Genomic DNA, 25,702 nt, shown 5'->3' with positions numbered 1-25,702 from the left:
AAAACTTGAAAGGTCGGACCCTGAACTTCGGTTCAGGGTCCGACCTTTTTTTGGTATGCGTAACTTCAAGTTCACGTTCCGCGCTCAGCATCCACACCATGGGTACTGCTGCAATGCTCAGGGCCGCCGGAGTCGGTGTCGGTGACGAGGTCATCGTGCCGGCCTTCGGGAACGTGGAAGTCGCCGAGGCCGTGACTCTGGCCGGTGCGCTGCCGGTGTTCGCCGACATAGACCCGGTGACGTACTGCCTGGACGCGTCCTTGGTCGAGGACGCCGTAACTCCCCGTACCGCGGCGATAGTTGTCGTGCACCGCTTCGGACGCAGTGCGGACATCTCGCGGTTGCACGGGATCGGGCAGCGGCACGGGCTGCTGGTGCTGGAGCAGGGGGAGTCCGAGGCGCCGTACGACGAGGTCGCCCAGCGCAGGGAGCGGGCCGCGTTCCTGGACGCCAAGCTGCGCGGCGTGCGGACGCCGGACGGCGGTGACGGGCACACCTACCAGCAGTACGTCGTTCGCGTGCCCGGCAACGGGCGGCCGGACCGGGACGCCTTCGCGCGGGCCGTGCGGGCCAAGGGAGTTGAGTGCCGGGTGCCGGTGAAGACGCCTGTGCACCGACTGCCGGAATTCCGGCGCTGTGTCTCGCTGCCGGAGACCGAGCGGGCCGCGGACGAGACGCTGGCGCTGCCCGTGGACGCGTCGTTGACCAAGCGGGAGATGCAGCGGATAGTCTCCGCCTGCAACGCCCTGGGCGGGCTGCTTCAGCCGGCCTTCTGAACGAGTTTGGGAACACGGCTTCGTTCGGGGTACGATCTATTCCGTTGCCGCGAGGGAAACCTCAAAGGCGACAGGCCCCTATAGCTCAGTCGGCAGAGCGTCTCCATGGTAAGGAGAAGGTCAACGGTTCGATTCCGTTTGGGGGCTCCGACAGAAAGGCCCCGCCCACTTGGGCGGGGCCTTTTTCGTGCCCAGGTTCTGCCCTGGGCCTGTCCGGCATGATCCGCCGGACAGGCCTCAGTCGGTGTGGATGCCCGGGACCCGCATCGCCAGGATCGCCATGTCGTCGGACGGGGCGTCCGAGGCGAAGCGCTCCACCGCGCGCATGATGCGTGCGGCGACCGCGCCCGCCGTCAGACCCGTGCAGGTCGTGAGGACGTCGGCGAGGCCGTCGTCGCCCAGCATGCGGGCGCCCTCGCGGCGTTCGGTGACGCCGTCCGTGACGCACAGGAGGACGTCGCCCGGGTCGAGGGTGACCGTCTGCTCGTACAGCTCCAGGTCCTCGATGACGCCGAGGAGCGGCTGGGGTTCGGCCGCCGCTTCGACCGTGCCGTCCTGGCGCAGCCGGAGGGGCAGCGGGTGGCCGGCGCAGACCACCTTCAGTTCCGCGCTGCCGTCCTCCTGGGGGCGCATCTCGCCGTACAGGAGGGTCAGGAAGCGGCTGCGGGCGCCCTCGTCGAGGATCGCGGAGTTCAGGCGCTCCAGGACCGCCGGGCCGCTCAGGCCCTCGCGGGCCAGCAGGCGCAGCGCGTGCCGGGCCAGGCCCGTGACCGCCGCCGCGTTCGGGCCCGTACCGCAGACGTCGCCGATGGCGAAGCCGTACGTGCCGTCGCGGATCGGGAAGACGTCGTAGAAGTCGCCGCCGACTTCGTTGCCCTCGCCGGCCGCGCGGTAGATGACCTCGACCTCGACGCCCTCGATCGGCGGCAGGCCGGGGGGCAAGAGGCTGCGCTGGAGGGACTGGCTGATGGCAGTGCGCTCCGAGTAGAGGCGGGCGTTGTCCAGGGCCAGGGCGGCCCGGCGGGACAAGTCTTCGGCCAATTCCAGGATTTCCTGGCGGAAGTGCTCGTCGGTCGGCTTGCCGAGGGTCAGCATGCCGATGACGCGGTTGCGGGCGACGAGCGGCAGGACCACCGTCTCGCCGCCGACGGCCGAGGCCGTGGCGAGCGTCGGGCCGATGCCGGAGGCGACCTGCCGGGTGGGGCCGCCGGTGAGGCCGAGGCTGCGCATGGAGCTGCGCAGGGCCGCCTGGTGGGCCACCTCGGCGGGGGTCGTCCAGACGCGGGCGCCGGGCGTGGGGACCGGGTCGGGCGGGGCGATCTTGGAGAGCAACGACTTGATGCCGTCGATGAGTTCCTCGTCCTCGTGCAGGACGTACGAGAGGTACGGATCGGAGGCCTGGTCGGCGATCGTGTAGACGGCGCACCAGGTGGCCAGGGTCGGGACCGTCATCTGGGCCATCAGGGCCAGGGTCTGGTCGCGGTCCAGCGTGCCGGCGAGCAGGTCCGAGGCCTCGACGAGGAAGCTGAGCGAGCCGCGGCGCAGGCGCTCCAGCTCGCCCAGGCGGGCCGATTCGACGGCCAGGGCGATCCGGTCGGCGGCGAACTGCAGGCGCAGCGCCTCCTCGTTGGAGTATCTGCTCGGGGCCTCGGCCGCGACGCCCAGGGAGCCCGTGAGGCGGCCCTCGACCTTCAGCGGAACGGTGACGACCGAGCGCATGCCGGTGCCGCTGAGCAGCGGTACGGCGCCCGGTACGGCCGAGAGGTCGTCGTGGACGGCCGGCATGCGGGCGGAGCCGTAGCGGCCGGGGCCGGCCTCCACGGGGACGCGGGCGAAGCGCTGGCGCGCCGACGGCAGGCCGGTGGAGGCGCGGACCTCCAGCTCCGTCTCGTCGTCGGTGGCCAGCAGGAGGAACGCGGAGTCGCCGTCGAGCATGTCGCGGGCGCGCTCCACGGTGCGCTGCAGCAGGCCGTCGAGGTCGTCCGGGGCCGGGGAGCCGATGAAGACCTCGAAGGGGTCCGTGCTCTGGCCGTCGACGGACGGGGCCGCGTCGGAGGCGGGGACGCGCAACGGCGTCTGGAGCACGGCGCGTTCGTGGTCGCGTACCAGGAGGCAGACCGTGGACGGTTCGCCGCCCGTGTCGCGCACGCGGAGGTGGGAGGCGTAGACCGGGGTGACCCGGCCGTCGGCGCCCCGGATGCCGTAGCTGCCCTCCCAGCGGGACAGTTGGAGGGCCTCCGCGACGCCGGTGCCGGTGCCGGGGGTGTGCGGCCAGGCCGCGAGGTCGGTGAGGGGCCTGCCGGTGACCTGGACGGCGGGGTGGCCGAAGATCTCCTCCGCGTCCTCGTTCCAGGCCGTGATGGAGCCCTTGCGGTCGATCTGGACGACCGCGACCCGGACCCGGCCGTCGGCGAGCGGCAGGAGCTCGGCGGGCAGGGACGGTCCGGCGGCGCGGGTGCCGACCGGGCGCTCCGGGAGGTCGATTTGGAACCAGACGTTCTTGTGCGTCGGCGTGTACTCGACGCCCCAGCGGCCGGCCAGGGCCGCGCACAGCTGGAGGCCGCGGCCGCCCTCGCGGTCGGGGCTGCCCATGTTGACGGCCGAGCTCTGGAGGGGGACCTCGCGCTCCGGGTAGCGGTCGGACACCTCGACCCGTACGCCGTCCTCGCTGCGCAGGCACAGCACGTCCGCGTGGGTGCCCGCGTGCACGACGGCGTTGGTGACCAGTTCGCTCGTGAGGACCACCGCGTCGTCGACGACGTCGGCGAAGCCCCACCCCTGGAGCGTGTCCCGGACGAACGCCCGGGCGGTCGCGACCGATCTCCCGACGGGCTCGAAGCTGGCGGCCGCGCGCGCGGTGATCACAGAACTCCTCGACCGGTTGTCGACGTGCAGTGCTCCGTGGCCGGGCTGCTCGTGCCGCTGGTGCGGCATGTGCGCGCCCGTCGGCCGCGGCTCCGGGGACTGTCCCCCGGGGATCACTCCGGTGGTCATGGTCTGCGGCCGCCCTCCGATGCCCGCTCGTTCTCGATCCACCGCCCAGGCCGGACGGACCGGTGCGGCTGGACAGCCGCATGCAAGGTTACTTACCTTCGCCGTCCGTGCGGATGCCGGTCGCCGGTGTTTACGCCCCCTGGGTGTGCGGACGATGTGCGAAGCTGCCGAACTGTTATGGCCTGGTTCAGGCAGGGTGAAACACTGGGCAAGCTTCTGGTGAAGGTCCGGCCAGGCTGAGTGTGTTCCGTGTACGAGGGGCAGCAGCCCCTGGTGTGGCCGGAACTCATCTGGCAGAAATACCCAGCAGTAACTGGTACGCCGAAGTTACCGGTACGCCGAGTAAGTATCCGGTGCGCCGAGTAGAAGTACCCGAGCACAGCAGTAACGGTCGACCCCTGCGGGAGGGACACAGTGGAGTCTGGCGCAGCGACGCGTGGCTCGAAGACGCGCGCGAAGGGCGGACAGTCCCTGAGCAAGCAGCGAGGCGGGACCACCGTGGTGGACACGGCCGGCCTGAACCGGCTGCTGGTGGCACTCGTGGCGATGCGCGACGGGAACTTCCGGAAGCGGCTCACGGTGTCCGGCGACGGCGTGATGTCGGAGATCGCCGCCGTTTTCAACGAGGTGGCCGACCGGAATCTGCATTTGACGGGCGAGTTGTCGCGGGTCCGGCGGATGGTGGGCCGTGAGGGGAAACTCACGGAACGGCTGGAAACCGGCGCCTGTGAGGGTTCCTGGGCGTCCGCCATCGACGCCTCCAATGCCCTCGTCGACGATCTCGTACGGCCCGTCTCCGAGGTGGGCCGGGTGCTCACCGCGGTGGCCGAGGGCGATCTGTCGCCGCGCATGGAGCTGCGGACGCAGGCGCCGGACGGGACCGGGCATCCGCTGCGGGGCGAGTTCCTGCGGGTGGGGCGGACCGTCAACAATCTGGTCGACCAACTGTCGACGTTCACCGACGAGGTCACGCGCGTGGCCAGCGAGGTCGGCACCGAGGGCAAGCTCGGCGGTCAGGCCCGGGTGCGCGGTATGTCCGGTTCGTGGAAGGACCTGACGGAGTCCGTCAACACGATGGCCAACCGCCTGACCGCACAGGTGCGGGACATCGCGCTGGTGACCACCGCGGTCGCCCGGGGTGACCTGTCGCGCAAGGTCACCGTCCATGTGGCCGGCGAGATGCTGGAGCTCAAGAACACCGTCAACACGATGGTGGAGCAGCTGTCCTCCTTCTCCTCCGAGGTGACCCGGGTCGCGCGCGAGGTGGGCACCGAGGGCATCCTGGGCGGCCAGGCGCAGGTGCCCGGGGTGGCCGGTGTGTGGAAGGAGCTCACCGACTCCGTCAACACCATGGCGGGCAACCTGACCGCGCAGGTGCGCGGGATCTCCCAGGTGACCACCGCCGTCGCGAGCGGTGACCTGTCGCAGAAGGTGACCGTCCCGGCGCGCGGCGAGGTCGCGCAGCTGGCCGAGACGATCAACCAGATGACCGAGACGCTGCGGATCTTCGCGGACGAGGTCACGCGTGTGGCCAACGAGGTCGGTGCCGAGGGGCGCCTGGGCGGGCAGGCGAACGTGCCGGGCGCGGCGGGCACCTGGAAGGACCTGACGGACTCCGTCAACACCGTCTTCCGGAACCTGACCACGCAGGTGCGGGACATCGCCGCCGTGACGACGGCGGTGGCCAGCGGTGACCTCTCGCAGAAGGTCACCGTCGATGTGGCCGGCGAGATGCTGGAGCTGAAGAACACCGTCAACGGGATGGTGGACCAGCTGTCGGCGTTCGGTGCCGAGGTCACGCGCGTGGCGCGGGAGGTCGGCGTCGAGGGTGAGCTGGGCGGCCAGGCGCAGGTGCCGGGCGCGGCCGGTACCTGGAAGGACCTGACGGACTCCGTCAACACCGCGTTCCGCAACCTCACCGGTCAGGTGCGCAACATCGCCCAGGTGACGACGGCGGTGGCCAACGGTGACCTCTCGCAGAAGGTCACGGTCGATGTCTCCGGCGAGATGCTCCAGCTGAAGAACACCGTGAACACGATGGTGGATCAGCTGTCGAGCTTCGCCGACCAGGTGACCCGCATGGCCCGGGACGTGGGCACGGAGGGCCGCCTCGGCGGGCAGGCCCGCGTGGACGGCGTCTCGGGTACCTGGAAGGAACTCACGGACTCCGTCAACTTCATGGCGGGGAACCTGACCTCGCAGGTGCGCCAGATCGCCCAGGTGACCACCGCGGTGGCCCGCGGTGACCTGTCCCAGAAGATCGACGTCGACGCCCGCGGCGAGATCCTGGAGCTGAAGAACACCATCAACACGATGGTCGACCAGCTCTCCGCGTTCGCCGACCAGGTCACCAAGGTGGCCCGCGAGGTGGGTACGGACGGCCGCCTGGGCGGTCAGGCGCAGGTGCCGGGCGTGGCCGGTGTGTGGCGCGACCTGACGGACTCCGTGAACGGCATGGCCGGCAACCTCACGGCCCAGGTGCGCAACATCGCGCAGGTCGCCACGGCGGTGGCCCGGGGTGACCTCTCCCAGAAGATCACCGTGGACGCGCGCGGCGAGATCCTGGAGCTGAAGAACACCCTGAACACGATGGTGGACCAGCTGTCGTCGTTCGCCCAGGAGGTCACGCGTGTGGCCCGCGAGGTGGGCACCGAGGGCATGCTGGGCGGTCAGGCCGAGGTGCAGGGGGTCGCGGGCACCTGGAAGGACCTCACGCAGTCCGTGAACTTCATGGCGAACAACCTGACGATCCAGGTGCGCAACATCGCCGAGGTCACGACCGCGGTCGCCAAGGGCGACCTGTCGAAGAAGATCACCGTTGACGCGAAGGGCGAGATCCTCGAACTCGTCACGACGGTCAACACCATGGTCGACCAGCTGTCCTCCTTCGCCGAGCAGGTGACCCGGGTGGCCCGTGAGGTGGGCACCGAGGGCATCCTGGGCGGCCAGGCGCACGTGCCGGGTGTCACGGGCATCTGGAAGGACCTCAGCAACAACGTGAACCTGATGGCCAACAACCTGACCATGCAGGTGCGCAACATCTCCCAGGTGTCCGCGGCGGTGGCCAACGGCGACCTGACGCGGCAGGTGACCATCGAGGCGCGCGGCGAGGTGGCGCAGCTCGCCGACACCATCAACACCATGGTGAAGACGCTGAGTTCGTTCGCCGACCAGGTCACCAAGGTGGCCCGTGAGGTGGGCACGGACGGCATCCTCGGCGGTCAGGCGCACGTACCGGGTGTGGCCGGTACGTGGAAGGACCTCACCGAGTCCGTGAACCAGATGGCGTCCAACCTGACCGGTCAGGTGCGCAACATCGCGATGGTCACGACGGCCATCGCCAAGGGTGACCTGACCAAGAAGATCGACATCGACGCCCGCGGCGAGATCCTCGAACTCAAGACGACGATCAACACGATGGTCGACCAGCTGTCGAGCTTCGCCGAAGAGGTCACCCGAGTCGCCCGTGAGGTGGGTACGGAGGGCCAGCTGGGTGGCCAGGCACGCGTGCGTGACGTGGACGGCACCTGGCGGGACCTGACCGAGTCAGTGAACGAGATGGCCGGAAACCTGACCCGGCAGGTGCGGGCCATCGCGCGCGTGGCCACCGCGGTGACCCGTGGCGACCTGAACCTGAAGATCGACGTGGACGCGTCCGGCGAGATCCAGGAACTCCAGGACTACATCAACAAGATGATCGCCAACCTGCGCGACACCACCATCGCCAACAAGGAGCAGGACTGGCTGAAGGGCAACCTGGCCCGGATCTCCGCGCTGATGCAGGGCCGCCGGGACCTGGAGGACGTGGCCTCGCTGATCATGAGCGAGCTGACGCCGGTGGTCTCCGCGCAGCACGGCGCGTTCTTCCTGACGATGCCGCTCGTCGACGGCAAGGACCTGAGCGCCGAGAGCGAGGACTCGTACGAACTGCGGATGCTCGGGTCGTACGGCTACTCGATGGGATCCATGCCGACGTCGTTCCGGCCCGGTGAGGCGCTCATCGGGACGGCCGCCCAGGAGAAACGTACGATCCTGGTCGAGAACGCGCCCAGCGGCTATCTGAAGATCTCCTCGGGGCTCGGCGAGGCACCGCCGGCGCAGGTGATCGTGCTGCCGGTGCTGTTCGAGGGCAAGGTGCTCGGTGTCATCGAGCTGGCCTCGTTCACGCCGTTCACGCAGATCCAGAAGGACTTCCTCAACCAGATCGCCGAGATGATCGCGACCAGCGTCAACACGATCTCGGTCAACACCAAGACCGAGGTGCTGCTGAAGCAGTCGCAGGAGCTGACCGAGCAACTGAGGGAGCGGTCGGCCGAGTTGGAGAACCGGCAGAAGGCCCTCCAGGCGTCCAACGCCGAACTGGAGGAGAAGGCCGAGCTGCTGGCCCAGCAGAACCGTGACATCGAGGTGAAGAACACCGAGATCGAGGAGGCGCGGCAGGTCCTGGAGGAGCGTGCCGAGCAGCTCGCGGTCTCGATGCGCTACAAGAGCGAGTTCCTGGCCAACATGTCGCACGAGCTGCGGACGCCGCTCAACTCGCTGCTGATCCTGGCCAAGCTGCTGGCCGACAACGCGGAGGGGAACCTCTCCCCGAAGCAGGTCGAGTTCGCCGAAACGATCCACGGCGCGGGTTCCGACCTGCTCCAGCTGATCAACGACATCCTGGACCTGTCGAAGGTCGAGGCGGGCAAGATGGACGTCTCCCCGACGCGCATCGCGCTCGTCCAGCTCGTCGACTACGTGGAGGCGACGTTCCGGCCGCTGACCGCGGAGAAGGGCCTCGACCTGTCCGTGCGGGTCTCGCCGGAGCTGCCCGCCACGCTGCACACCGACGAGCAGCGCCTGCTCCAGGTGCTGCGAAACCTGCTGTCCAACGCGGTGAAGTTCACCGACTCCGGGTCGGTCGAGCTGGTGATCCGGCCGGCCGGCAGCGGCGTGCCGATGGCCATCCGGGAGCAGCTGCTGGAGTCCGGCTCGCTCAGTGACCCGGACGCCCCGCTGATCGCGTTCTCCGTGACGGACACCGGTATCGGCATCGCGGCCAGCAAGATGCGGGTGATCTTCGAGGCGTTCAAGCAGGCCGACGGCACGACCAGCCGCAAGTACGGCGGTACGGGCCTCGGGCTGTCGATCTCGCGGGAGATCGCCCAGCTGCTCGGCGGTGAGATCCACGCGCAGAGCGAGCCCGGACGCGGCTCGACCTTCACGTTGTATTTGCCGCTGCACCCGAGCGAACTGCCGCCGCAGGGCTACCAGCAGGCCGTGGCCGCGCTGGAGGCGGGCGATCTGGTCGCCTCCGAGAACCACACGTCCGAGCTGTCCGACGCGCGGATCGTGACGCCGGCCGAGGTGAAGTCGTACCAGGAGACGCAGAACGGTGCCGCCGCGCTCTTCCGGCGCCGCCGCCGGGCTACTCCGGCGCTGGAGCAGCGGGCGGAGTCGTGGACCGTCGCCCAGCACCAGGAGATGGCGCCCTCGACGCAGCGCGTGGTGCGGTTCGGCGGGGAGAAGGTGCTGATCGTCGACGACGACATCCGCAACGTCTTCGCGCTCACCAGCGTGCTGGAGCAGCACGGACTGTCCGTGCTGTACGCGGAGAACGGCCGCGAGGGCATCGAGGTCCTTGAGCAGCACGACGACGTGGCGGTCGTGCTGATGGACATCATGATGCCCGAGATGGACGGGTACGCGACCACCACGGCGATCCGGCGGATGCCGCAGTTCGCCGGTCTGCCGATCATCGCGCTCACCGCGAAGGCGATGAAGGGCGACCGGGAGAAGGCGATCGAGTCGGGGGCTTCCGACTACGTGACGAAGCCGGTCGATCCCGATCACCTGTTGTCGGTCATGCGGCAGTGGATGCGCGCCGAGTGACGGGAAAACGCGGGCCCCGGACCAGGGCTGTGGGAACCTTTCCCGTGCACGCGGAGTTGCTGACAGAGGGTGGCCGAGGCGGTGTAGAGGTGCGGGATTCGGGGAACCTTCTGGTCCCCTGCTGCGTTTCTGCTACGTGCACAGTGACATCGCGGTGACAGGGTGTGGCGACGGGCGGGGTGCGGCTACCATGACCGGCACAAGGACGGGCGGCGAAAGGGAGTCGTCCCCTGGGGCGGCGCCCGGTGTACCGCCGGGGCGAGGAGGGCGGGCCATGGTGCAGAAGGCCAAGATCCTCCTGGTCGATGACCGGCCGGAGAATCTGCTGGCGCTGGAGGCCATCCTCTCTGCGCTCGATCAGACACTGGTGCGGGCATCGTCCGGGGAGGAAGCGCTCAAAGCACTGCTCACGGACGACTTCGCGGTCATTCTGCTGGACGTTCAGATGCCAGGAATGGACGGTTTCGAAACCGCCGCGCACATCAAACGGCGAGAACGGACCCGGGACATCCCGATCATCTTCCTCACGGCGATCAACCACGGTCCGCATCACACCTTCCGCGGTTACGCGGCGGGCGCGGTCGACTACATCTCCAAGCCGTTCGACCCGTGGGTGCTGCGCGCCAAGGTCTCGGTGTTCGTCGAGCTGTACATGAAGAACTGCCAGCTGCGTGAGCAGGCGGCGCTGCTGCGGCTCCAGTTGGAGGGCGGCGGTAAGGGCGCGGTCGGCCCCGGCAAGGAGTCCGCCGGACTGCTCGCCGAGCTGTCGGCCCGGCTCGCGGCCGTCGAGGAGCAGGCCGAGGCCCTGTCCAAGCAACTGGACGACGACTCCGCCGACGCGGCGGCGGTCGCCACGGCCGCCCATCTCGAACGCAAACTCACCGGACTGCGCCGCGCGCTCGACGCCCTGGAACCGGGCGCCGGCAGCGGCACCCAGGCGGTCCCGACGCAGAACTGACGCCCGCCACGCCTGTAGTTGGGCGTGAGCGCGCGTCAGTTCCGCGCTCCGGCACGGACGACACGAACGGGTGAAGCGGTAGGCACACGTGTCCGCTGTCGCCTCCACCGGTAACCTCACACCTATGGCCTCACGTCCCTCCGCAGCCAAGAAGCAGCCCGCGAAGAAGGCGGCCGCTTCCGCGAAGGCTCCGGCGAAGAAGGCGCCCGCCAAGAAGGCGCCGGCCAAGAAGGCCACGGCGAAGAAGGCGGCGCCGCCGCCCAAGCCTGCGCCCAACCCCACCGGCGGCGTCTACCGACTGGTGCGCGCCGTGTGGCTGGGGCTCGCGCACGCCGTCGGCGCCGTCTTCCGCGGCATAGGGCAGGGCGCGAAGAACCTCGACCCGGCCCACCGCAAGGACGGCGTCGCGCTGCTGCTGTTCGGCATCGCCCTGATCGTCGCCGCCGGCACCTGGGCCGACCTGCGCGGCCCCGTCGGCGACCTCGTCGAGATCCTGGTGACCGGCGCCTTCGGGCGTCTCGACCTGCTCGTGCCGATACTGCTCGCGGTCATCGCGGTGCGTTTCATCCGGCACCCCGAGCAGCCCGAGGCCAACGGCCGCATCGTGATCGGCTTGTCCGCGCTCGTCATCGGCGTGCTCGGCCAGGTACACATCGCCTGCGGCGCGCCCGCCCGCAGCGCCGGCATGCAGGCCATAAGGGACGCCGGCGGCCTCATCGGCTGGGGCGCGGCGACCCCGCTGACGTACTCCATGGGCGAAGTCCTCGCCGTACCGCTGCTCGTGCTGCTCACGATCTTCGGACTGCTGGTCGTCACCGCCACCCCGGTCAACGCGATCCCGCAGCGCCTGCGTGCGCTCGGCGTGCGCCTGGGCGTGCTGCACGACCCGGTGGAGGACGAGTTCGGCGACGACGACGAGCGCTACGACGAGCAGTGGCGCGAGGCGCTGCCCGGGCGCCCCCGCCGGCGCACGAGCGCCCCCCAGGCGTACGACCCCGAGGGCGCCGAGCAGGAAGCCCTGTCCAAGCGCCGGAGCCGCCCCCGGCGCTCCGCCGTGCCGCAGCCCGCCATGGACCGGCAGCTGGACGCGGTGGACATCGCGGCCGCGGCCGCCGCCGACCTCGACGGCGCCGTCCTGCACGGCATGCCGCCCTCGCCGCTGGTCGCCGACCTCACCCAGGGCGTCAGCGTGGGCGACCGCGAGGACACCACCCCGACGCCCGTCCCCCGGCCGGTCCCGGCCCCGGCCGGACGCCCCAAGCAGGAGAAGCTCAAGGTCGAGAGCGTTCCCGACCTGACCAAGTCGGCCCCCGGCGAGGCCCGCGACCTGCCCCCGCGTGCCGAGCAGCTCCAGCTGTCCGGCGACATCACCTACGCGCTGCCCTCGCTCGACCTCCTCACCCGCGGGGGCCCCGGCAAGGCGCGCAGCGCGGCCAACGACGCGATCGTCGACTCCCTGCGCAACGTGTTCACCGAGTTCAAGGTGGACGCCGACGTCACCGGCTTCACCCGCGGACCGACGGTCACCCGCTACGAGGTCCAGCTCGGCCCCGCCGTGAAGGTCGAGCGGATCACCGCGCTGACGAAGAACATCGCGTACGCCGTGGCCAGCCCGGACGTGCGGATCATCAGTCCGATTCCCGGCAAGTCGGCGGTCGGCATCGAGATCCCGAACACCGACCGGGAGATGGTCAACCTCGGTGACGTGCTCCGCCTCGCGGAGTCCGCCGAGGACGACGACCCGATGCTCGTCGCCTTCGGCAAGGACGTCGAGGGCGGCTACGTCATGCACTCGCTGGCGAAGATGCCGCACATGCTGGTCGCCGGCGCCACCGGCTCCGGCAAGTCGTCCTGCATCAACTGCCTGATCACCTCGGTCATGATGCGGGCGACCCCGGAGGACGTCCGGATGGTCCTCGTCGACCCCAAGCGCGTCGAACTGACGGCCTACGAAGGCATCCCGCACCTGATCACGCCGATCATCACCAACCCCAAGCGGGCCGCCGAGGCGCTCCAGTGGGTCGTGCGCGAGATGGACCTGCGCTACGACGACCTGGCCGCGTTCGGGTTCCGGCACATCGACGACTTCAACCAGGCCATCCGCGAGGGCAAGGTGAAGCTGCCGGAGGGCAGCGAGCGCGAGCTCCAGCCCTACCCTTATCTCCTGGTCATCGTGGACGAGCTCGCCGACCTGATGATGGTCGCGCCGCGCGACGTCGAGGACGCGATCGTGCGCATCACCCAGCTCGCCCGCGCCGCCGGCATCCACCTGGTCCTCGCCACGCAGCGGCCGTCGGTCGACGTCGTCACCGGTCTGATCAAGGCGAACGTCCCCTCCCGGCTCGCCTTCGCCACCTCGTCCCTGGCCGACTCCCGGGTCATCCTCGACCAGCCCGGCGCCGAGAAGCTCATCGGCAAGGGCGACGGCCTGTTCCTCCCGATGGGCGCGAACAAGCCGACCCGTATGCAGGGCGCGTTCGTGACCGAGGAGGAGGTCGCGGCCGTCGTCCAGCACTGCAAGGACCAGATGACGCCGGTCTTCCGGGACGACGTCACGGTGGGCACCAAGCAGAAGAAGGAGATCGACGAGGACATCGGCGACGACCTCGACCTGCTGTGCCAGGCGGCCGAACTCGTCGTCTCCACGCAGTTCGGTTCGACGTCCATGCTCCAGCGCAAGCTGCGGGTCGGCTTCGCCAAGGCCGGCCGGCTGATGGACCTCATGGAGTCCCGGGGCATCGTCGGGCCCAGCGAGGGGTCCAAGGCGCGCGACGTCCTGGTCAAACCCGACGAACTGGATGGCGTGCTCGCCGTGATCCGTGGGGAGTCTGAGGGATAGGGACACGGCAGCTCGGCGTGTCGCCGTTGGGCCGGGTGGAGTCATCGTCGTGATCCACCCGTTAGAGATCGTCGGGCAACCGTTTCCCTTTGACGTACGTCAAGTTGAGCGAGAGGACAGATACGACTTCCACACTGGAGTTCGTACCTGGCCCGTCATCGGGGTGACCGGGCATACCGATGGCGTACAAAGTCGTACCGCCCGGTTGCCCCACCCTTTCGTACCCCCCCTAGACTGAACCTCCAGCACAGGTGGCTACACGCTCGAAAGGCGCCCCCGTGTCCATCGGCAACTCCCCTGAAGACGAGCGTCCGTTCCCAGACGTCACCGAGGAAGCCCGCACCTCCGTCGGCCGTGCCCTGAAGCAGGCGCGCATGGAGGCCGGGCTCACCGTCGATGATGTCAGCACCGCCACCCGGGTCCGCATCGCCATCGTGCACGCCATCGAGGCGGACGACTTCGCCCCCTGTGGCGGAGACGTGTACGCCCGCGGGCACATCCGGACCCTGGCCAAGGCCGTGCGCCTCGATCCGGCTCCGCTGCTCGCCCAGTTCGACACCGAGCGCGGCGGGCGCCCCGCGCCGACCCCGGCCGCCCCGCTCTTCGAGGCGGAACGTATCCGCCCCGAGCGGCGCGGGCCCAACTGGACCGCGGCCATGGTCGCCGCGATCGTCGCCGTGGTCGGTTTCGTCGGGTTCACCGCGTTCAAGGGCGGCGACGACGGGACTGCCCGGGACCAGGTCGCCGGGGGCACGCCCACGGTCGACAAGTCCGCCGCGCCCACGCCGAAGAAGAGCAAGCCCGCCGACCAGAAGCCCGAGCCGTCCGACAGCGCCATCGCGGCCGCGCCCCAGGACAAGGTCACCGTCCAGGTGAGCGCCGTCGACGGGCGCAGCTGGATCTCGGCCAAGGACCACAACGGCCGCATGCTCTTCGACGGGCTCCTCAAGAAGGGCGAGTCGAAGACCTTCCAGGACAGTTCGAAGATCAACCTCATCCTGGGTGACGCCGGCGCGATCCAGCTCTACGTCAACGGCAAGAAGATCGAGGACGACTTCCAGCCGGGCGCGGTGGAGCGGCTGACGTACACGAAGGGTGACCCCGAGGTCGGATAAGGGTCCCACGGTACGAGCGTGAACGGGGTTGGCCAAGATCGGCCAACCCCGTCGACGTGGGGTGTCAGTGGGACGAAGTAGTCTTGAGCCCATGCCTGAACGCCGTACCGTCGCACTCGTCACTCTCGGCTGCGCCCGTAACGAGGTGGACTCGGAGGAGCTCGCAGGCCGTTTGGAGGCGGACGGCTGGCAGCTCGTCGAGGACGCCGCGGACGCCGATGTCGCCGTGGTCAACACCTGTGGCTTCGTGGAAGCCGCCAAGAAGGACTCCGTCGACGCCCTCCTTGAGGCAAACGACCTCAAGGACCATGGCAGAACACAGGCCGTCGTGGCGGTGGGCTGCATGGCCGAGCGGTACGGCAAGGAGCTCGCCGAGGCCCTCCCCGAGGCCGACGGTGTGCTCGGTTTCGACGACTACACGAACATCTCCGACCGCCTGCAGACCATCCTGTCCGGCGGCATCCACGCCGCGCACACCCCGCGCGACCGGCGCAAGCTGCTGCCGATCAGCCCGGCCGAGCGGCAGGAGTCGGCGACCGAGGTGGCCCTGCCGGGCCACGGCGCGCCGACGGACCTCCCCGAGGGCCTGGCCCCGCAGTCCGGCCCCCGCGCGCCCCTGCGCCGCCGCCTGCAGGGCTCCCCGGTGGCCTCGGTCAAGCTCGCCTCCGGCTGCGACCGGCGCTGCTCCTTCTGCGCCATCCCGTCCTTCCGCGGCTCCTTCATCTCGCGCCGCCCGAGCGACGTGCTGAACGAGACGCGCTGGCTGGCCGAGCAGGGCGTCAAGGAGATCATGCTGGTCTCCGAGAACAACACCTCCTACGGCAAGGACCTGGGCGACATCCGCCTCCTGGAGTCCCTGCTGCCCGAGCTCGCCGAGGTCGACGGCATCGAGCGGGTGCGCGTCAGCTACCTCCAGCCGGCCGAGATGCGCCCGGGGCTGATCGACGTGCTGACCTCCACCCCGAAGATCGCCCCGTACTTCGACCTGTCCTTCCAGCACTCCGCGCCCGACGTGCTGCGCTCGATGCGCCGCTTCGGCGACACCGACCGCTTCCTGGAGCTGCTCGACACCATCCGCACCAAGGCCCCGCAGGCCGGCGTGCGCTCGAACTTCATCGTCGGCTTCCCCGGCGAGTCCGAGGCCGACCTGGGCGAGCTGGAGCGCTTCCTGAACCATGCGCGGCTGGACGCCATCGGCGTCTTCGGCTACTCCGACGAGGAGGGCACGGAAGCGGCGACGTACGAGAACAAGCTCGACGAGGAGGTCGTCGCCGAGCGGCTCGCGCACATCTCCCGGCTGGCCGAGGAACTGGTCTCGCAGCGGTCCGAGGAGCGCGTCGGCGAGACCGTCCACGTCCTCGTGGAGTCGGTCGACGACGAGGACGGCGTCCACGGCCGTGGGGAGCACCAGGCGCCGGAGACGGACGGCCAGGTGCTGCTCACGAGCGGCGAGGGCCTGAGCGTCGGCCGTATGGTCGAGGCGAAGGTGGTCGGTACGGAAGGTGTCGACCTGGTGGCCGAGCCGCTGCAGGGCTCGCTCGCGTGTAGTGAGGAGGCGGGCAGATGACCGGAGTACCGGCGTCCGCCGCGGGCGGCTCCTCCGGCGCGCACGGCGCCCCGGGTGCCGCCTCCGGCGCCCGTTCCGGTTCCGCCGGCGGTCCCGCCTCCGGCGGCCGTTCCGGCGGTTCCGCCTCCGCTCCGGCCGGTTCCGGCGCCTCCTCCGGCTCCGCGGCCGACCCGCAGGGCGGTGCGAGGCCCGCGCGCGGCGGGAAGATCGCGGCCGCGGCGGTCAATCAGGCCAGCCTCTGGAACATCGCCAACCTGCTGACCATGCTCCGGCTGGTCCTCGTCCCCGGCTTCGTCGCGCTGATGCTGGCCGACGGCGGGTACGACCCGGCGTGGCGCTCGCTGGCCTGGGCGGCCTTCGCCATCGCCATGATCACCGACCTGTTCGACGGGCATCTGGCGCGCACCTACAACCTCGTGACGGACTTCGGGAAGATCGCGGACCCCATCGCCGACAAGGCGATCATGGGCGCGGCGCTGATCTGCCTGTCCGCGCTGGGCGACCTGCCGTGGTGGGTGACGGCCGTCATCCTCGGCCGGGAACTCGGCGTCACCCTGCTGCGTTTCTGGGTCATCCGCTTCGGTGTCATTCCGGCGAGCCGCGGCGGCAAGCTCAAGACGCTCACCCAGGGCGTGGCCGTGGGGATGTACGTGCTGGCGCTGACGGGGTGGCTGGCCACCCTGAGGTTCTGGGTGATGGCGGCGGCGGTCGTGCTGACCGTCGTGACCGGGCTCGACTATGTGAGACAGGCCATTGTCCTGCGCAGGCAGGGCATCGCCGAGCGCAAGGCGGCGTTGGAGGAGGCCGAAGCGTGAATTCCGCGGCCGCCGAACTGGTGCGACTACTCACGGTGAGGGGCGAGACGCTCGCCGTGGCCGAGTCGCTCACCGGTGGTCTGGTGGCGGCGGAGATCACAACGGTCCCCGGGGCCTCCAAGGTCTTCCGGGGCTCGGTCACCGCCTACGCCACCGAACTCAAGCACGAGCTGCTGGGTGTCGACGCCACCCTGCTGGCCGAACGCGGAGCGGTGGATCCGCAGGTCGCGGCCCAGATGGCGGCCGGAGTACGGAAGGCGCTGGGCGCCGACTGGGGCCTCGCGACGACCGGCGTAGCCGGCCCCGACCCCCAGGACGGCAAGCCCGTGGGGACGGTTTTCGTCGCCACCGACGGCCCGTTCGGAGCCGGTTCGGGTTCTGCCGGTGGCGGAAAAGTCGAGGCTCTGCGGTTGAACGGCGACCGCGCGGAAATTCGTATGGAGAGTGTACGGAGCGTACTCGCGCTGCTTCTGAGGGAGCTCGTGGGCGAACACACCGGGAATGAGCGGACACAGGATACGGAACAGAACGGGGGGTTTTGATGTTTGCAGCCCTGAGTGAACACGACATCGCTCCCCGCACGGCCGCGGCGCGAGGCGGTACGGTGGGGCGTGAAGGATGCGGCTACGCGGTCCGAGGAGGGAGCCACCGATGATTCTGCTCCGTCGCCTGCTTGGTGACGTGCTGCGTCGGCAGCGCCAACGCCAGGGCCGTACTCTGCGCGAAGTCTCCTCGTCCGCCCGAGTCTCACTCGGCTATCTCTCCGAGGTGGAGCGGGGGCAGAAGGAGGCTTCCTCCGAACTGCTCTCCGCCATCTGCGACGCGCTGGACGTACGGATGTCCGAGCTCATGCGGGAAGTGAGCGACGAGCTCGCCCTCGCGGAGCTGGCCCAGTCTGCAGCGGCCACCGAGCCCGTGCCCACGCCGGTTCGCCCGATGCTGGGTTCCGTGTCGGTGACCGGTGTACCGCCGGAGCGGGTGACCATCAAGGCGCCTGCCGAGGCGGTGGACGTGGTCGCCGCGTGACATTCACGCGCGTGGCTGTGTGACGCGACACGTGTGAGGCCCCGGCCGGGGCGCCTCCGGGAAGACCCGGGGGAGCGCGGCCGGGGCCTTCGTGCTGTGTGCCTCCCCGCGCCTCCACCCGACCGGAGTCTGGTTTGCGCCCATTTGCCGGTCTGGGGTGGTGCCGTCATGGTGGGAGGGATGTCGCGGGACCGAGCCCACGGAGGATCTGGATGTACGTCGTGAAGAGCCCGTTGTCCGACACGGACCTGAAGATCGTGTCCGAGGCGCTCCAGGGCGCGCTCGTCGACCTGGTGGACCTCTCCCTCGTCGCCAAGCAGATCCACTGGAACATCGTCGGTCCCCGGTTCCGGTCCATACACCTGCAGCTCGACGAGGTCGTCGACAGCGCGCGGATCCATTCCGACACGGTGGCGGAGCGGGCGTCCACGCTGGGCGTACCGCCCGACGGCCGCGCCTCCACGGTGGCGGCCAGCAGCGGCATCGGATCGACGCCCTCGGGCTGGGTCAAGGACACGGACGCGGTCGGGACGCTCGTGGACGCGCTGGGCCGGGTGATCACGCGGATGCGGGAGCGGGTGACGGCGACCGGCGAGGCTGATCCGGTGTCCCAGGACATCTTCATCGGGATCACGGCGGACCTGGAGAAGCATCACTGGATGTTCCAGGCGGAGAACGCCTGACAGGCGTGGAGCGTCGGGATCTCTTCGTCCTGCACCGAGAGGTGCCCGGTGCGTCCGTGTGCCCTCGGTGCGCCCTCCCTTCCGCCGAGGGCGGCCCATAGCGTCCGGCTGGAGGTGGCGGCCATGGTGGGGCGGATAGTGCGGTGGGGGGCCGTTCTGGGGCTCGGGGCGATGTGGTGGTGGGCCATGCTGCGGCTCGCGCTGGGGGAGGACGCGGGGGTTCTGGAGGGGGCGGTCGCGGCCGGAGGGTGGGGGCTGAGCCTGCTGCCGGTGCACTGTGTGCCGAAGTCGCGGACCGCGGGGGCCGTGGGGGCGGAGCGTTGGGTCGCCGCCTGGCGGACGGGCAGCGCCCGGAGCGCTACCACGGCATCGCCACACCCCCGTTCGGGCGCAGGATCTGGCCCGTCGTGAACGCCGACGCGTCGGACGCCAGGTGGAGCACGGCGTGCGCGACGTCCTCCGGCTCGCCGACCCGGCCGAGTGGTGACATCCGCGTCATCCACGCCTCCGTCTGCGCCTGGGCCTCGCGGTCGTGGCGGTCGGTCATCGGCGTGCGCACCCAGCCGGGAGCGACCGAGTTGACGCGTATGCCGTGCCGGCCGACCTCGTTGGCGAGCGTCTTCGTGAGCTGCACCACGGCCGCCTTCGCCGCCCCGTAGCAGAGCAGCCCCGGCCCGCCGGTGTCGACGGCGCCCGAGGCCATCGTGACGATGCTGCCCCCGGTGCCCTGGGCGAGCATGAGCCGGGCCGCCTCCTGGCAGGCGTACAGCACGCCCTTGAAGTTGACGTTCAGGACCCGGTCGAGATCCTCGTCGCGGGTCTCCAGGACCGGGCTGCTGTGCATGATCCCAGCGATCGCCGCCATCACGTCCAGGCGCTCGCAGGACCGTACGGCCTGCCCGAGCCGCGCCCGGTCGGTGACGTCGAGGGGATGGGTGTGGGCGCTGCCGCCCCGGTCCTTGATCAGGGCGGCCGTCTCGTGCAGGCCGTCCGCGTCCCGGTCCGCGCAGTGCACGGTCGCGCCCGCCTCGGCGAGCAGGACGGCCGAGGCGCGGCCGATGCCGCTCGCGGCGCCGGTGACGAATGCGGTGCGTCCGGTGAGGTCGTACGCCTTGACGGGCATGAGGCGACGGTACGAGCGTTTCTGACGGTCCGTCAATTGGTCGTACGGGGACGGCTGTGACGCCCCTGCGGGGAGCCCGGCGCCGGGGCGGGTCCGCGCTGGCAGGACGGGCACCAGTACGTGGGGCGCTCGCGGGAGCCGTCGCCCTGGTCGGCCGCGCGGATCTGGGTGTGGCAGCGCAGGCAGGGACGGGGCGCCCGGCCGTACACGAACAGGTCCTGGCCCCGGTGCCCTGTGGTGCTGCGCACCGGGCGCTCGCGGTTGGCCTCCAGGAGCCTTTGGGCGAGAAGGGGCAGCCGGGCGGCGAGACCGGCCGGCAGTGCGCCCACGGGCAGCCACGGGGTGGCGCCGAGCAGGAAGCAGAGCTCGCTCTTGTAGATGTTGCCGATGCCGGCGAGGTTGCGCTGGTCGAGCAGGGCCTCGCCGAGCGGACGGGCCGGGTCGGCGAGCAGGTTGGCGAGCGCCAGGTCCGGGTCCCAGTCCGGCCCCAGGAGGTCGGGGCCGAGATGGCCCACGGCGCGTGATTCGTCGCTGGTGCGCAGGAGATCGAGGACCGGGAGGCGGTAGCCCACCGCGGTGCGGTCCTCGGTGCCGAGGATCACCCGGATCTGGTGCGCCGGGCCGCCGCTCCACCGCCGGCCGCTGTCGTAGACCTTCCAGGAGCCGTCCATCTTCAGGTGCGAGTGCAGCGTCAGGCCGCCCTCGATACGGGTCAGCAGGTGCTTGCCGCGCGGGGTGACGTCCAGGACCGTACGGCCGGTGAGGTCGGCCGTGGCGTACTTGGGCACCCGGAGGTCGCTGCGGGTCAGCACGCTTCCCGCGAGGGCGTCGTGCAGCCGCTTCGCGGTCTGCCAGACCGTGTCACCTTCGGGCATGGGTCAAGGGTGACACGGCCGCGATCCGCGGTGCCGCGCTGATCATGCCCGCAGCCGCAGTCCGCGCGGGGTCGCGATGAAACCCGCTCCTTCCAGCAGGGTGCCGAAGGGGGAGGTGAGGGCCGAGGCGCCGTTGACCCGCTCCACCGTGACCGTGCCGAGGGTGCCCGCGCGGGCGGCCGCCGCCAGGGCCTCCGCAGCCGCCCGCAGACGGGGGTCCTCCGTGGGCGTGGTGTCCGGGGCGGAGGGCCAGGCCAGCAGTGTCTTGCCGCCGCGCTCCATGTAGAGCGTCAGGTCTCCGTCGACCAGCACCACCAGGGATCCGGCCTTGCGACCCGGCTTGTGCCCGGCGCCGGTCGGCGGCTCGGGCCAGGAGAGAGCGGCTCCGTACGCGTTCGCGGGATCGGCTGCCGCGAGGACGACGGCCCGGGTGTCGGCGGAGGGCGTACGGGTGCGGCGGTCGCCGTAGCCGTAGGGGAGGGCGGGACCGCTGGGGCCGCCTCGTGGGCCGCCGAAGCCCGGTGCGGCGAAGTCCTTGGGGGAGACGTAGTCGCCCGGGGCGGTGCGGGGTTCGGCCGGCCAGTCGAAGTCGCCGTCGAGGCCTGCGTTGTCGAACGTCGCGCCGTCGAAGCCCGTGCTGTCGAAGCCCGTAGCGCCGAAGCCCGTGACGCCGAAGTCGGCGTCGGTCCCGCCGGTGGGGGAGCCGAAGCCCGGTGCGTCGCCGTCCGCGAAGCCGGGCGCGGGCACCAGACCGTCGCCCCGCTCGCGGGCGTTGGCCACCGCGCGCAGGCGGTCCACGGCTCCGTCCATCGCGAACTGGGCGGCGCCCAGCCCCTCCACGACATAGCCGCGCCGCGCCTGACCGCTCTCCTCGAAGACGGACAGGATCCGGTACACGGCCGAGAAGCCGCCCTCGACGCCCTCCGCGGCGACCGCTCCCCGGGTCACCACACCGTGCCGGTCGAGGAGGATGCGGGCGAGCGCGTGGCCGCGCACCGTGGCGTCCGCCTCGCGCTGCGGGAGCAGCGACCAGCGGCCCGCGACGGTCGGCGGCCCGCCGCGCGAGGCGGGGCGGGCCGCCGCCGTCAGGGAACCGTAGCGGCCGCGCGGCACCGTGCGCTTGGCGCGGTGGGCCGTGGAGCCCGCCGTGCGGCCGGAGCCGAGGAGCGAGCGCATCGGGGCCAGGGTGTCGTTGGTCAGCCGCCCGGACCAGGCCAGGTCCCAGACGGCGTCGGCCAGTTGGGGGTCGGTGGCGTCGGGGTGGGTGGTGGCCCGGACCTGGTCGGCGATCTGCCGGAAGAACAGGCCGTACCCTCCGGAGAGGGCGTCCAGGATCGACTGGTGGAGCGCGGTCGGCTCCAGCGGGTGCGGCGGCGGCAGGAGCAGCGGGGCCGCGTCCGCCATGTAGAGGGAGACCCAGCCGTCCTTGCCGGGCAGCGCGCCCGCCCCGGCCCACACCACCTCGCCGGCGGCGGTGAGTTCGTCGAGCATCGCCGGGGTGTACTGCGCCACGCGCGACGGCAGGATCAGCTTCTCCAGGGCGGACGCGGGCACGGACGCGCCCTGCAACTGCTCGATGGCGCGCACCAGTCCGTCGATCCCGCGCAGACCGTGTCCCTTGCCGATGTGCTGCCACTGCGGCAGGAACTGCGCCAGCGCGGGTGGCGGCACCGGCTCCAGCTCGTGCCGCAGCGCGGCCAGCGAGCGGCGGCGCAGTCGGCGCAGCACGGCCGCGTCGCACCACTCCTGGCCGATCCCGGCCGGGTGGAACTCCCCCTGTACGACCCGGCCGTTCGCGGCGAGCCGGTGCAGGGCGCCCTCGGTGACCGCCACGCCCAGGCCGAAGCGGGCGGCCGCGGTGGCCGAGGTGAACGGGCCGTGGGTGCGGGCATAGCGGGCCAGAAGGTCGCCGAGCGGGTCCTTGACCGGCTCGGTGAAGGCCTCGGGGACGCCGACCGGCAGGGCCGTGCCGAGGGCGTCGCGCAGCCGGCCCGCGTCCTCGACGGCCGCCCAGTGCTCGGCTCCGGCGATCCGGACCCGGATGGCGCGGCGGGCACCGGCCAGCTCCTTGGCCCACCGTGGATCGGCTCCCCGCTCGGTCAGTTCGGCGTCCGTGAGCGGGCCGAGCAGCCGCAACAGGTCGGCGACGCCTTCGGCGTCCTTCACCCGGCGGTCCTCGGTGAGCCACTGGAGCTCCTGCTCCAGCTCGGTCAGCACCTCGGCGTCGAGCAGCTCGCGCAGCTCCGCCTGGCCCAGCAGCTCGGCCAGCAGCCGCGAGTCCAGGGAGAGCGCCGCGGCCCGGCGCTCGGCGAGCGGGGAGTCGCCCTCGTACAGGAACTGGGCGACGTACCCGAAGAGGAGGGAGCGGGCGAACGGGGACGGCTCGGGGGTGGTGACCTCGACCAGACGGACCTTGCGGGACTCGATGTCGCCCATCAGCTCGGCGAGCCCGGGGACGTCGAAGACGTCCTGGAGGCATTCGCGGACCGCCTCCAGGACGATCGGGAAGGAGCCGTACTCGCTCGCCACCTGGAGCAGTTGCGCGGCGCGCTGGCGCTGCTGCCACAGCGGGGTGCGCTTGCCGGGGTTGCGGCGCGGCAGCAGCAGCGCGCGGGCGGCGCACTCGCGGAACCGGGACGCGAACAGGGCCGAGCCGCCGACCTGGTCGGTGACGATCTGGTCGACCTCGCCCTTGTCGAAGGCCACGTCCGCCGCGCCGACCGGGGCCTGGTCGGCGTCGTATTCCGTACCCGCCTTCATGGGCTGCTGGTCGAGCAGGTCCAGGCCCATCAGATCGGCGTCGGGCAGCCGCAGCACGATGCCGTCGTCGGCGTGCATGACCTGCGCGTCCATGCCGTACCGCTCGGACAGACGGGCGCCGAGGGCGAGCGCCCACGGGGCGTGGACCTGGGCGCCGAACGGGGAGTGGACGACGACCCGCCAGTCGCCCAGTTCGTCGCGGAAGCGCTCCACGACGATCGTGCGGTCGTCCGGGACGTGGCCGCAGGCCTCGCGCTGCTCGTCCAGATACGACAGCACGTTGTCGGAGGCCCAGGTGTCGAGGCCGGCGGCCAGCAGGCGCAGCCGGGCGTCCTCCTTGGACAGCGAGCCGACCTCGCGCAGGAACGCGCCCACCGCGCGGCCCAGTTCGAGCGGGCGCCCCAGCTGGTCGCCCTTCCAGAACGGGAGCCGGCCCGGTACGCCCGGCGCCGGCGAGACCAGGACGCGGTCGCGGGTGATGTCCTCGATGCGCCAGGAGCTGGTGCCGAGCGTGAAGACGTCGCCGACCCGGGACTCGTAGACCATCTCCTCGTCGAGCTCGCCGACCCGGCCGCCGCCCTTCTTGGGGTCCGCGCCGGCCAGGAAGACCCCGAACAGGCCGCGGTCGGGAATCGTGCCGCCGGAGGTGACGGCGAGGCGCTGCGCGCCCGGGCGGCCGGTGATCGTGCCGGCGACCCGGTCCCACACCACGCGGGGGCGCAGCTCCGCGAAGGCGTCGGACGGGTAGCGGCCCGCGAGCATGTCGAGGACCGCGGTGAACGCGGACTCCGGGAGGGAGGCGAAGGGCGCGGCGCGGCGGACGGCGGCGAGCAGGTCGTCGAACTGCCAGGTGTCCAGCGCGGTCATCGCGACGAGCTGCTGGGCGAGGACGTCCAGCGGATTCGCGGGGACCCTCAGGGACTCGATGGAGCCCGACCGCATCCGCTCGGTGACCACCGCGGCCTGGACGAGGTCGCCGCGGTACTTCGGGAAGACGACACCGGTGGAGACCGCGCCCACCTGGTGGCCCGCACGGCCGACGCGCTGGAGGCCGGAGGCCACGGACGGCGGCGACTCCACCTGCACGACCAGGTCCACCGCGCCCATGTCGATGCCCAGTTCGAGGCTGGAGGTGGCCACCACGGCGGGCAGGCGGCCGGCCTTGAGGTCCTCCTCGACGAGGGCGCGCTGCTCCTTGGAGACCGAGCCGTGGTGCGCGCGGGCGATGACCGGGGGCGCGCCCTGGGCCGCACCCGAGCCGCCCATCAGCTCGGCGGGGCCGTGGTGTTCGTCCAGCGGCTCGCCGGTCGCACGCTCGTACGCGATCTCGTTGAGCCGGTTGCACAGGCGCTCGGCGAGGCGGCGGGAGTTGGCGAACACGATCGTCGAGCGGTGGGCCTGCACCAGGTCGGTGATCCGCTCCTCCACGTGCGGCCAGATCGAGGGCCGCTCCGCGCCCTCGGACCCGTCGGCCACCGGGGAACCGCCCAGCTCGCCGAGGTCCTCGACCGGGACGACGACGGACAGGTCGAACTCCTTGCCCGACTTCGGCTGGACGATCTCCACCTTGCGGCGGGGCGAGAGATAGCGGGCCACCTCGTCCACCGGGCGGACCGTCGCGGACAGGCCGATGCGGCGGGCGGGCCTGGGCAGCAGTTCGTCCAGCCGCTCCAGGGAGAGCGCCAGATGCGCGCCGCGCTTGGTGCCCGCGACCGCGTGCACCTCGTCCAGGATCACCGTCTCCACGCCGGTCAGCGCGTCGCGCGTGGCCGAGGTGAGCATCAGGAACAGGGACTCCGGAGTGGTGATTAGGATGTCCGGCGGGCGGGTGGACAGCGCGCGGCGCTCGGCTGCCGGGGTGTCGCCGGAGCGGATGCCGACCTTGACCTCGGGCTCGGGCAGGCCCAGGCGGACGGACTCGTGGCGGATGCCGGTCAGCGGGCTGCGCAGATTGCGCTCGACGTCGACCGCGAGGGCCTTCAGCGGTGACACGTACAGAACGCGGCAGCGCTTCTTCGGGTCGGCGGGCGGGGGTGCGGACGCCAGCTGGTCCAGGGCGGCGAGGAACGCGGCCAGCGTCTTGCCGGAGCCGGTCGGGGCCACCACCAGCACGTCCGAGCCTTCCGCGATGGCCTTCCAAGCGCCCGCCTGGGCCGCGGTGGGCGCGGAAAACGCCCCCGTGAACCAGCCGCGGGTCGCGGGGGAGAAGCCGTCGAGGGCTCGATGTGCGGAGCTGACCATGCGTCCATCCTGCACCCGACCACTGACAAAGCCGCCGGCCCGGGCCAACGCGGGCA

General features: G+C 71.1%; 15 protein-coding genes and 1 tRNA gene. 12 read left to right on the top strand and 4 right to left on the bottom strand.

Annotated elements, in window-relative coordinates; all coding sequences use genetic code 11:
* Positions 1–113: 113 nt before the first annotated feature.
* Together IPZ69_RS22165 and IPZ69_RS22160 are read left to right on the top strand one after the other, a co-directional pair.
* Entirely contained in the window at positions 114–776 is a 663-nt protein-coding gene (locus tag IPZ69_RS22165) for a DegT/DnrJ/EryC1/StrS family aminotransferase (RefSeq protein ID WP_235455990.1), read from the top strand.
* 74 nt (positions 777–850) lie between these two features.
* A tRNA-Thr gene (locus IPZ69_RS22160) sits at positions 851–923 on the top strand.
* A gap of 90 nt (positions 924–1,013) precedes the next feature.
* On the opposite strand, the gene IPZ69_RS22155 is transcribed toward IPZ69_RS22160, so the two are convergent.
* Positions 1,014–3,770 (bottom strand): SpoIIE family protein phosphatase, encoded by a 2,757-nt coding sequence (locus IPZ69_RS22155; protein ID WP_235455986.1) that lies wholly within the window; start codon positions 3,768–3,770, stop codon positions 1,014–1,016.
* A 414-nt stretch (positions 3,771–4,184) separates the two neighbouring features.
* On the opposite strand from IPZ69_RS22155, the gene IPZ69_RS22150 reads away from it, so the two are divergent.
* From IPZ69_RS22150 to IPZ69_RS22105, 10 genes are all read left to right on the top strand, one after another.
* Positions 4,185–9,644 carry a HAMP domain-containing protein gene (locus IPZ69_RS22150; RefSeq protein ID WP_235455985.1) on the top strand — a complete coding sequence of 1,820 codons (5,460 nt, stop codon included), beginning with the start codon at positions 4,185–4,187 and terminating at the stop codon, positions 9,642–9,644.
* Positions 9,645–9,918: 274 nt separating this feature from the next.
* Complete coding sequence (locus IPZ69_RS22145; protein ID WP_235455984.1) at positions 9,919–10,602, top strand: response regulator; 684 nt, start codon at positions 9,919–9,921, stop codon at positions 10,600–10,602.
* 124 nt (positions 10,603–10,726) lie between these two features.
* Positions 10,727–13,441 carry a DNA translocase FtsK gene (locus tag IPZ69_RS22140; RefSeq protein WP_235455983.1) on the top strand — a complete coding sequence of 905 codons (2,715 nt, stop codon included), beginning with the start codon at positions 10,727–10,729 and terminating at the stop codon, positions 13,439–13,441.
* Positions 13,442–13,719: 278 nt separating this feature from the next.
* Entirely contained in the window at positions 13,720–14,556 is an 837-nt protein-coding gene (locus IPZ69_RS22135) for a helix-turn-helix domain-containing protein (RefSeq protein ID WP_235455980.1), read from the top strand.
* Between the two features lie 91 nt (positions 14,557–14,647).
* Positions 14,648–16,123: a 30S ribosomal protein S12 methylthiotransferase RimO gene (gene rimO, locus IPZ69_RS22130; protein WP_235455979.1), complete on the top strand. Its 1,476-nt coding sequence runs from the start codon at positions 14,648–14,650 to the stop codon at positions 16,121–16,123.
* Positions 16,120–16,938 (top strand): CDP-diacylglycerol--glycerol-3-phosphate 3-phosphatidyltransferase, encoded by an 819-nt coding sequence (pgsA, locus tag IPZ69_RS22125; protein ID WP_235455978.1) that lies wholly within the window; start codon positions 16,120–16,122, stop codon positions 16,936–16,938. The genes rimO and pgsA overlap by 4 nt, the downstream gene beginning before the upstream one ends.
* On the top strand, positions 16,935–17,480 hold the full coding sequence (locus tag IPZ69_RS22120) for a CinA family protein (protein WP_235455977.1): 546 nt from the start codon (positions 16,935–16,937) through the stop codon (positions 17,478–17,480). Before pgsA ends, IPZ69_RS22120 begins: the two co-directional genes overlap by 4 nt.
* A gap of 109 nt (positions 17,481–17,589) precedes the next feature.
* The gene (locus IPZ69_RS22115; protein ID WP_030178264.1) at positions 17,590–17,964 is read left to right on the top strand and encodes a helix-turn-helix domain-containing protein; all 375 of its coding nucleotides are present in this window, start codon (positions 17,590–17,592) and stop codon (positions 17,962–17,964) included.
* A gap of 212 nt (positions 17,965–18,176) precedes the next feature.
* Positions 18,177–18,647, top strand: coding sequence for a Dps family protein (locus tag IPZ69_RS22110; RefSeq protein WP_235455976.1), 471 nt, complete (start codon positions 18,177–18,179; stop codon positions 18,645–18,647).
* Between the two features lie 123 nt (positions 18,648–18,770).
* Positions 18,771–19,058: a hypothetical protein gene (locus IPZ69_RS22105; protein WP_235455975.1), complete on the top strand. Its 288-nt coding sequence runs from the start codon at positions 18,771–18,773 to the stop codon at positions 19,056–19,058.
* Here IPZ69_RS22105 and IPZ69_RS22100 read toward each other — a convergent pair.
* Genes IPZ69_RS22100 through IPZ69_RS22090 form a run of 3 tightly spaced genes read right to left on the bottom strand, consistent with a single transcriptional unit; the run spans position 19,006 to position 25,646 of the window.
* Positions 19,006–19,770, bottom strand: a complete 765-nt coding sequence (locus IPZ69_RS22100; RefSeq protein WP_235455974.1) for an SDR family NAD(P)-dependent oxidoreductase — start codon at positions 19,768–19,770, stop codon at positions 19,006–19,008. The two genes, IPZ69_RS22105 and IPZ69_RS22100, sit on opposite strands and share 53 nt — an antisense overlap.
* A gap of 32 nt (positions 19,771–19,802) precedes the next feature.
* Positions 19,803–20,645, bottom strand: coding sequence for a DNA-formamidopyrimidine glycosylase family protein (locus IPZ69_RS22095; protein ID WP_235455973.1), 843 nt, complete (start codon positions 20,643–20,645; stop codon positions 19,803–19,805).
* 42 nt (positions 20,646–20,687) lie between these two features.
* Positions 20,688–25,646, bottom strand: a complete 4,959-nt coding sequence (locus IPZ69_RS22090; protein WP_235455972.1) for an ATP-dependent helicase — start codon at positions 25,644–25,646, stop codon at positions 20,688–20,690.
* Positions 25,647–25,702: the final 56 nt, after the last annotated feature.

It is taken from the genome of Streptomyces olivochromogenes, from assembly GCF_021538895.1.
Lineage (GTDB): Bacteria > Actinomycetota > Actinomycetes > Streptomycetales > Streptomycetaceae > Streptomyces > Streptomyces olivochromogenes_A.
The sequence above is the reverse complement of the archived record's forward strand: the minus strand, read 5'-3'. Positions and strand labels throughout refer to the sequence as shown.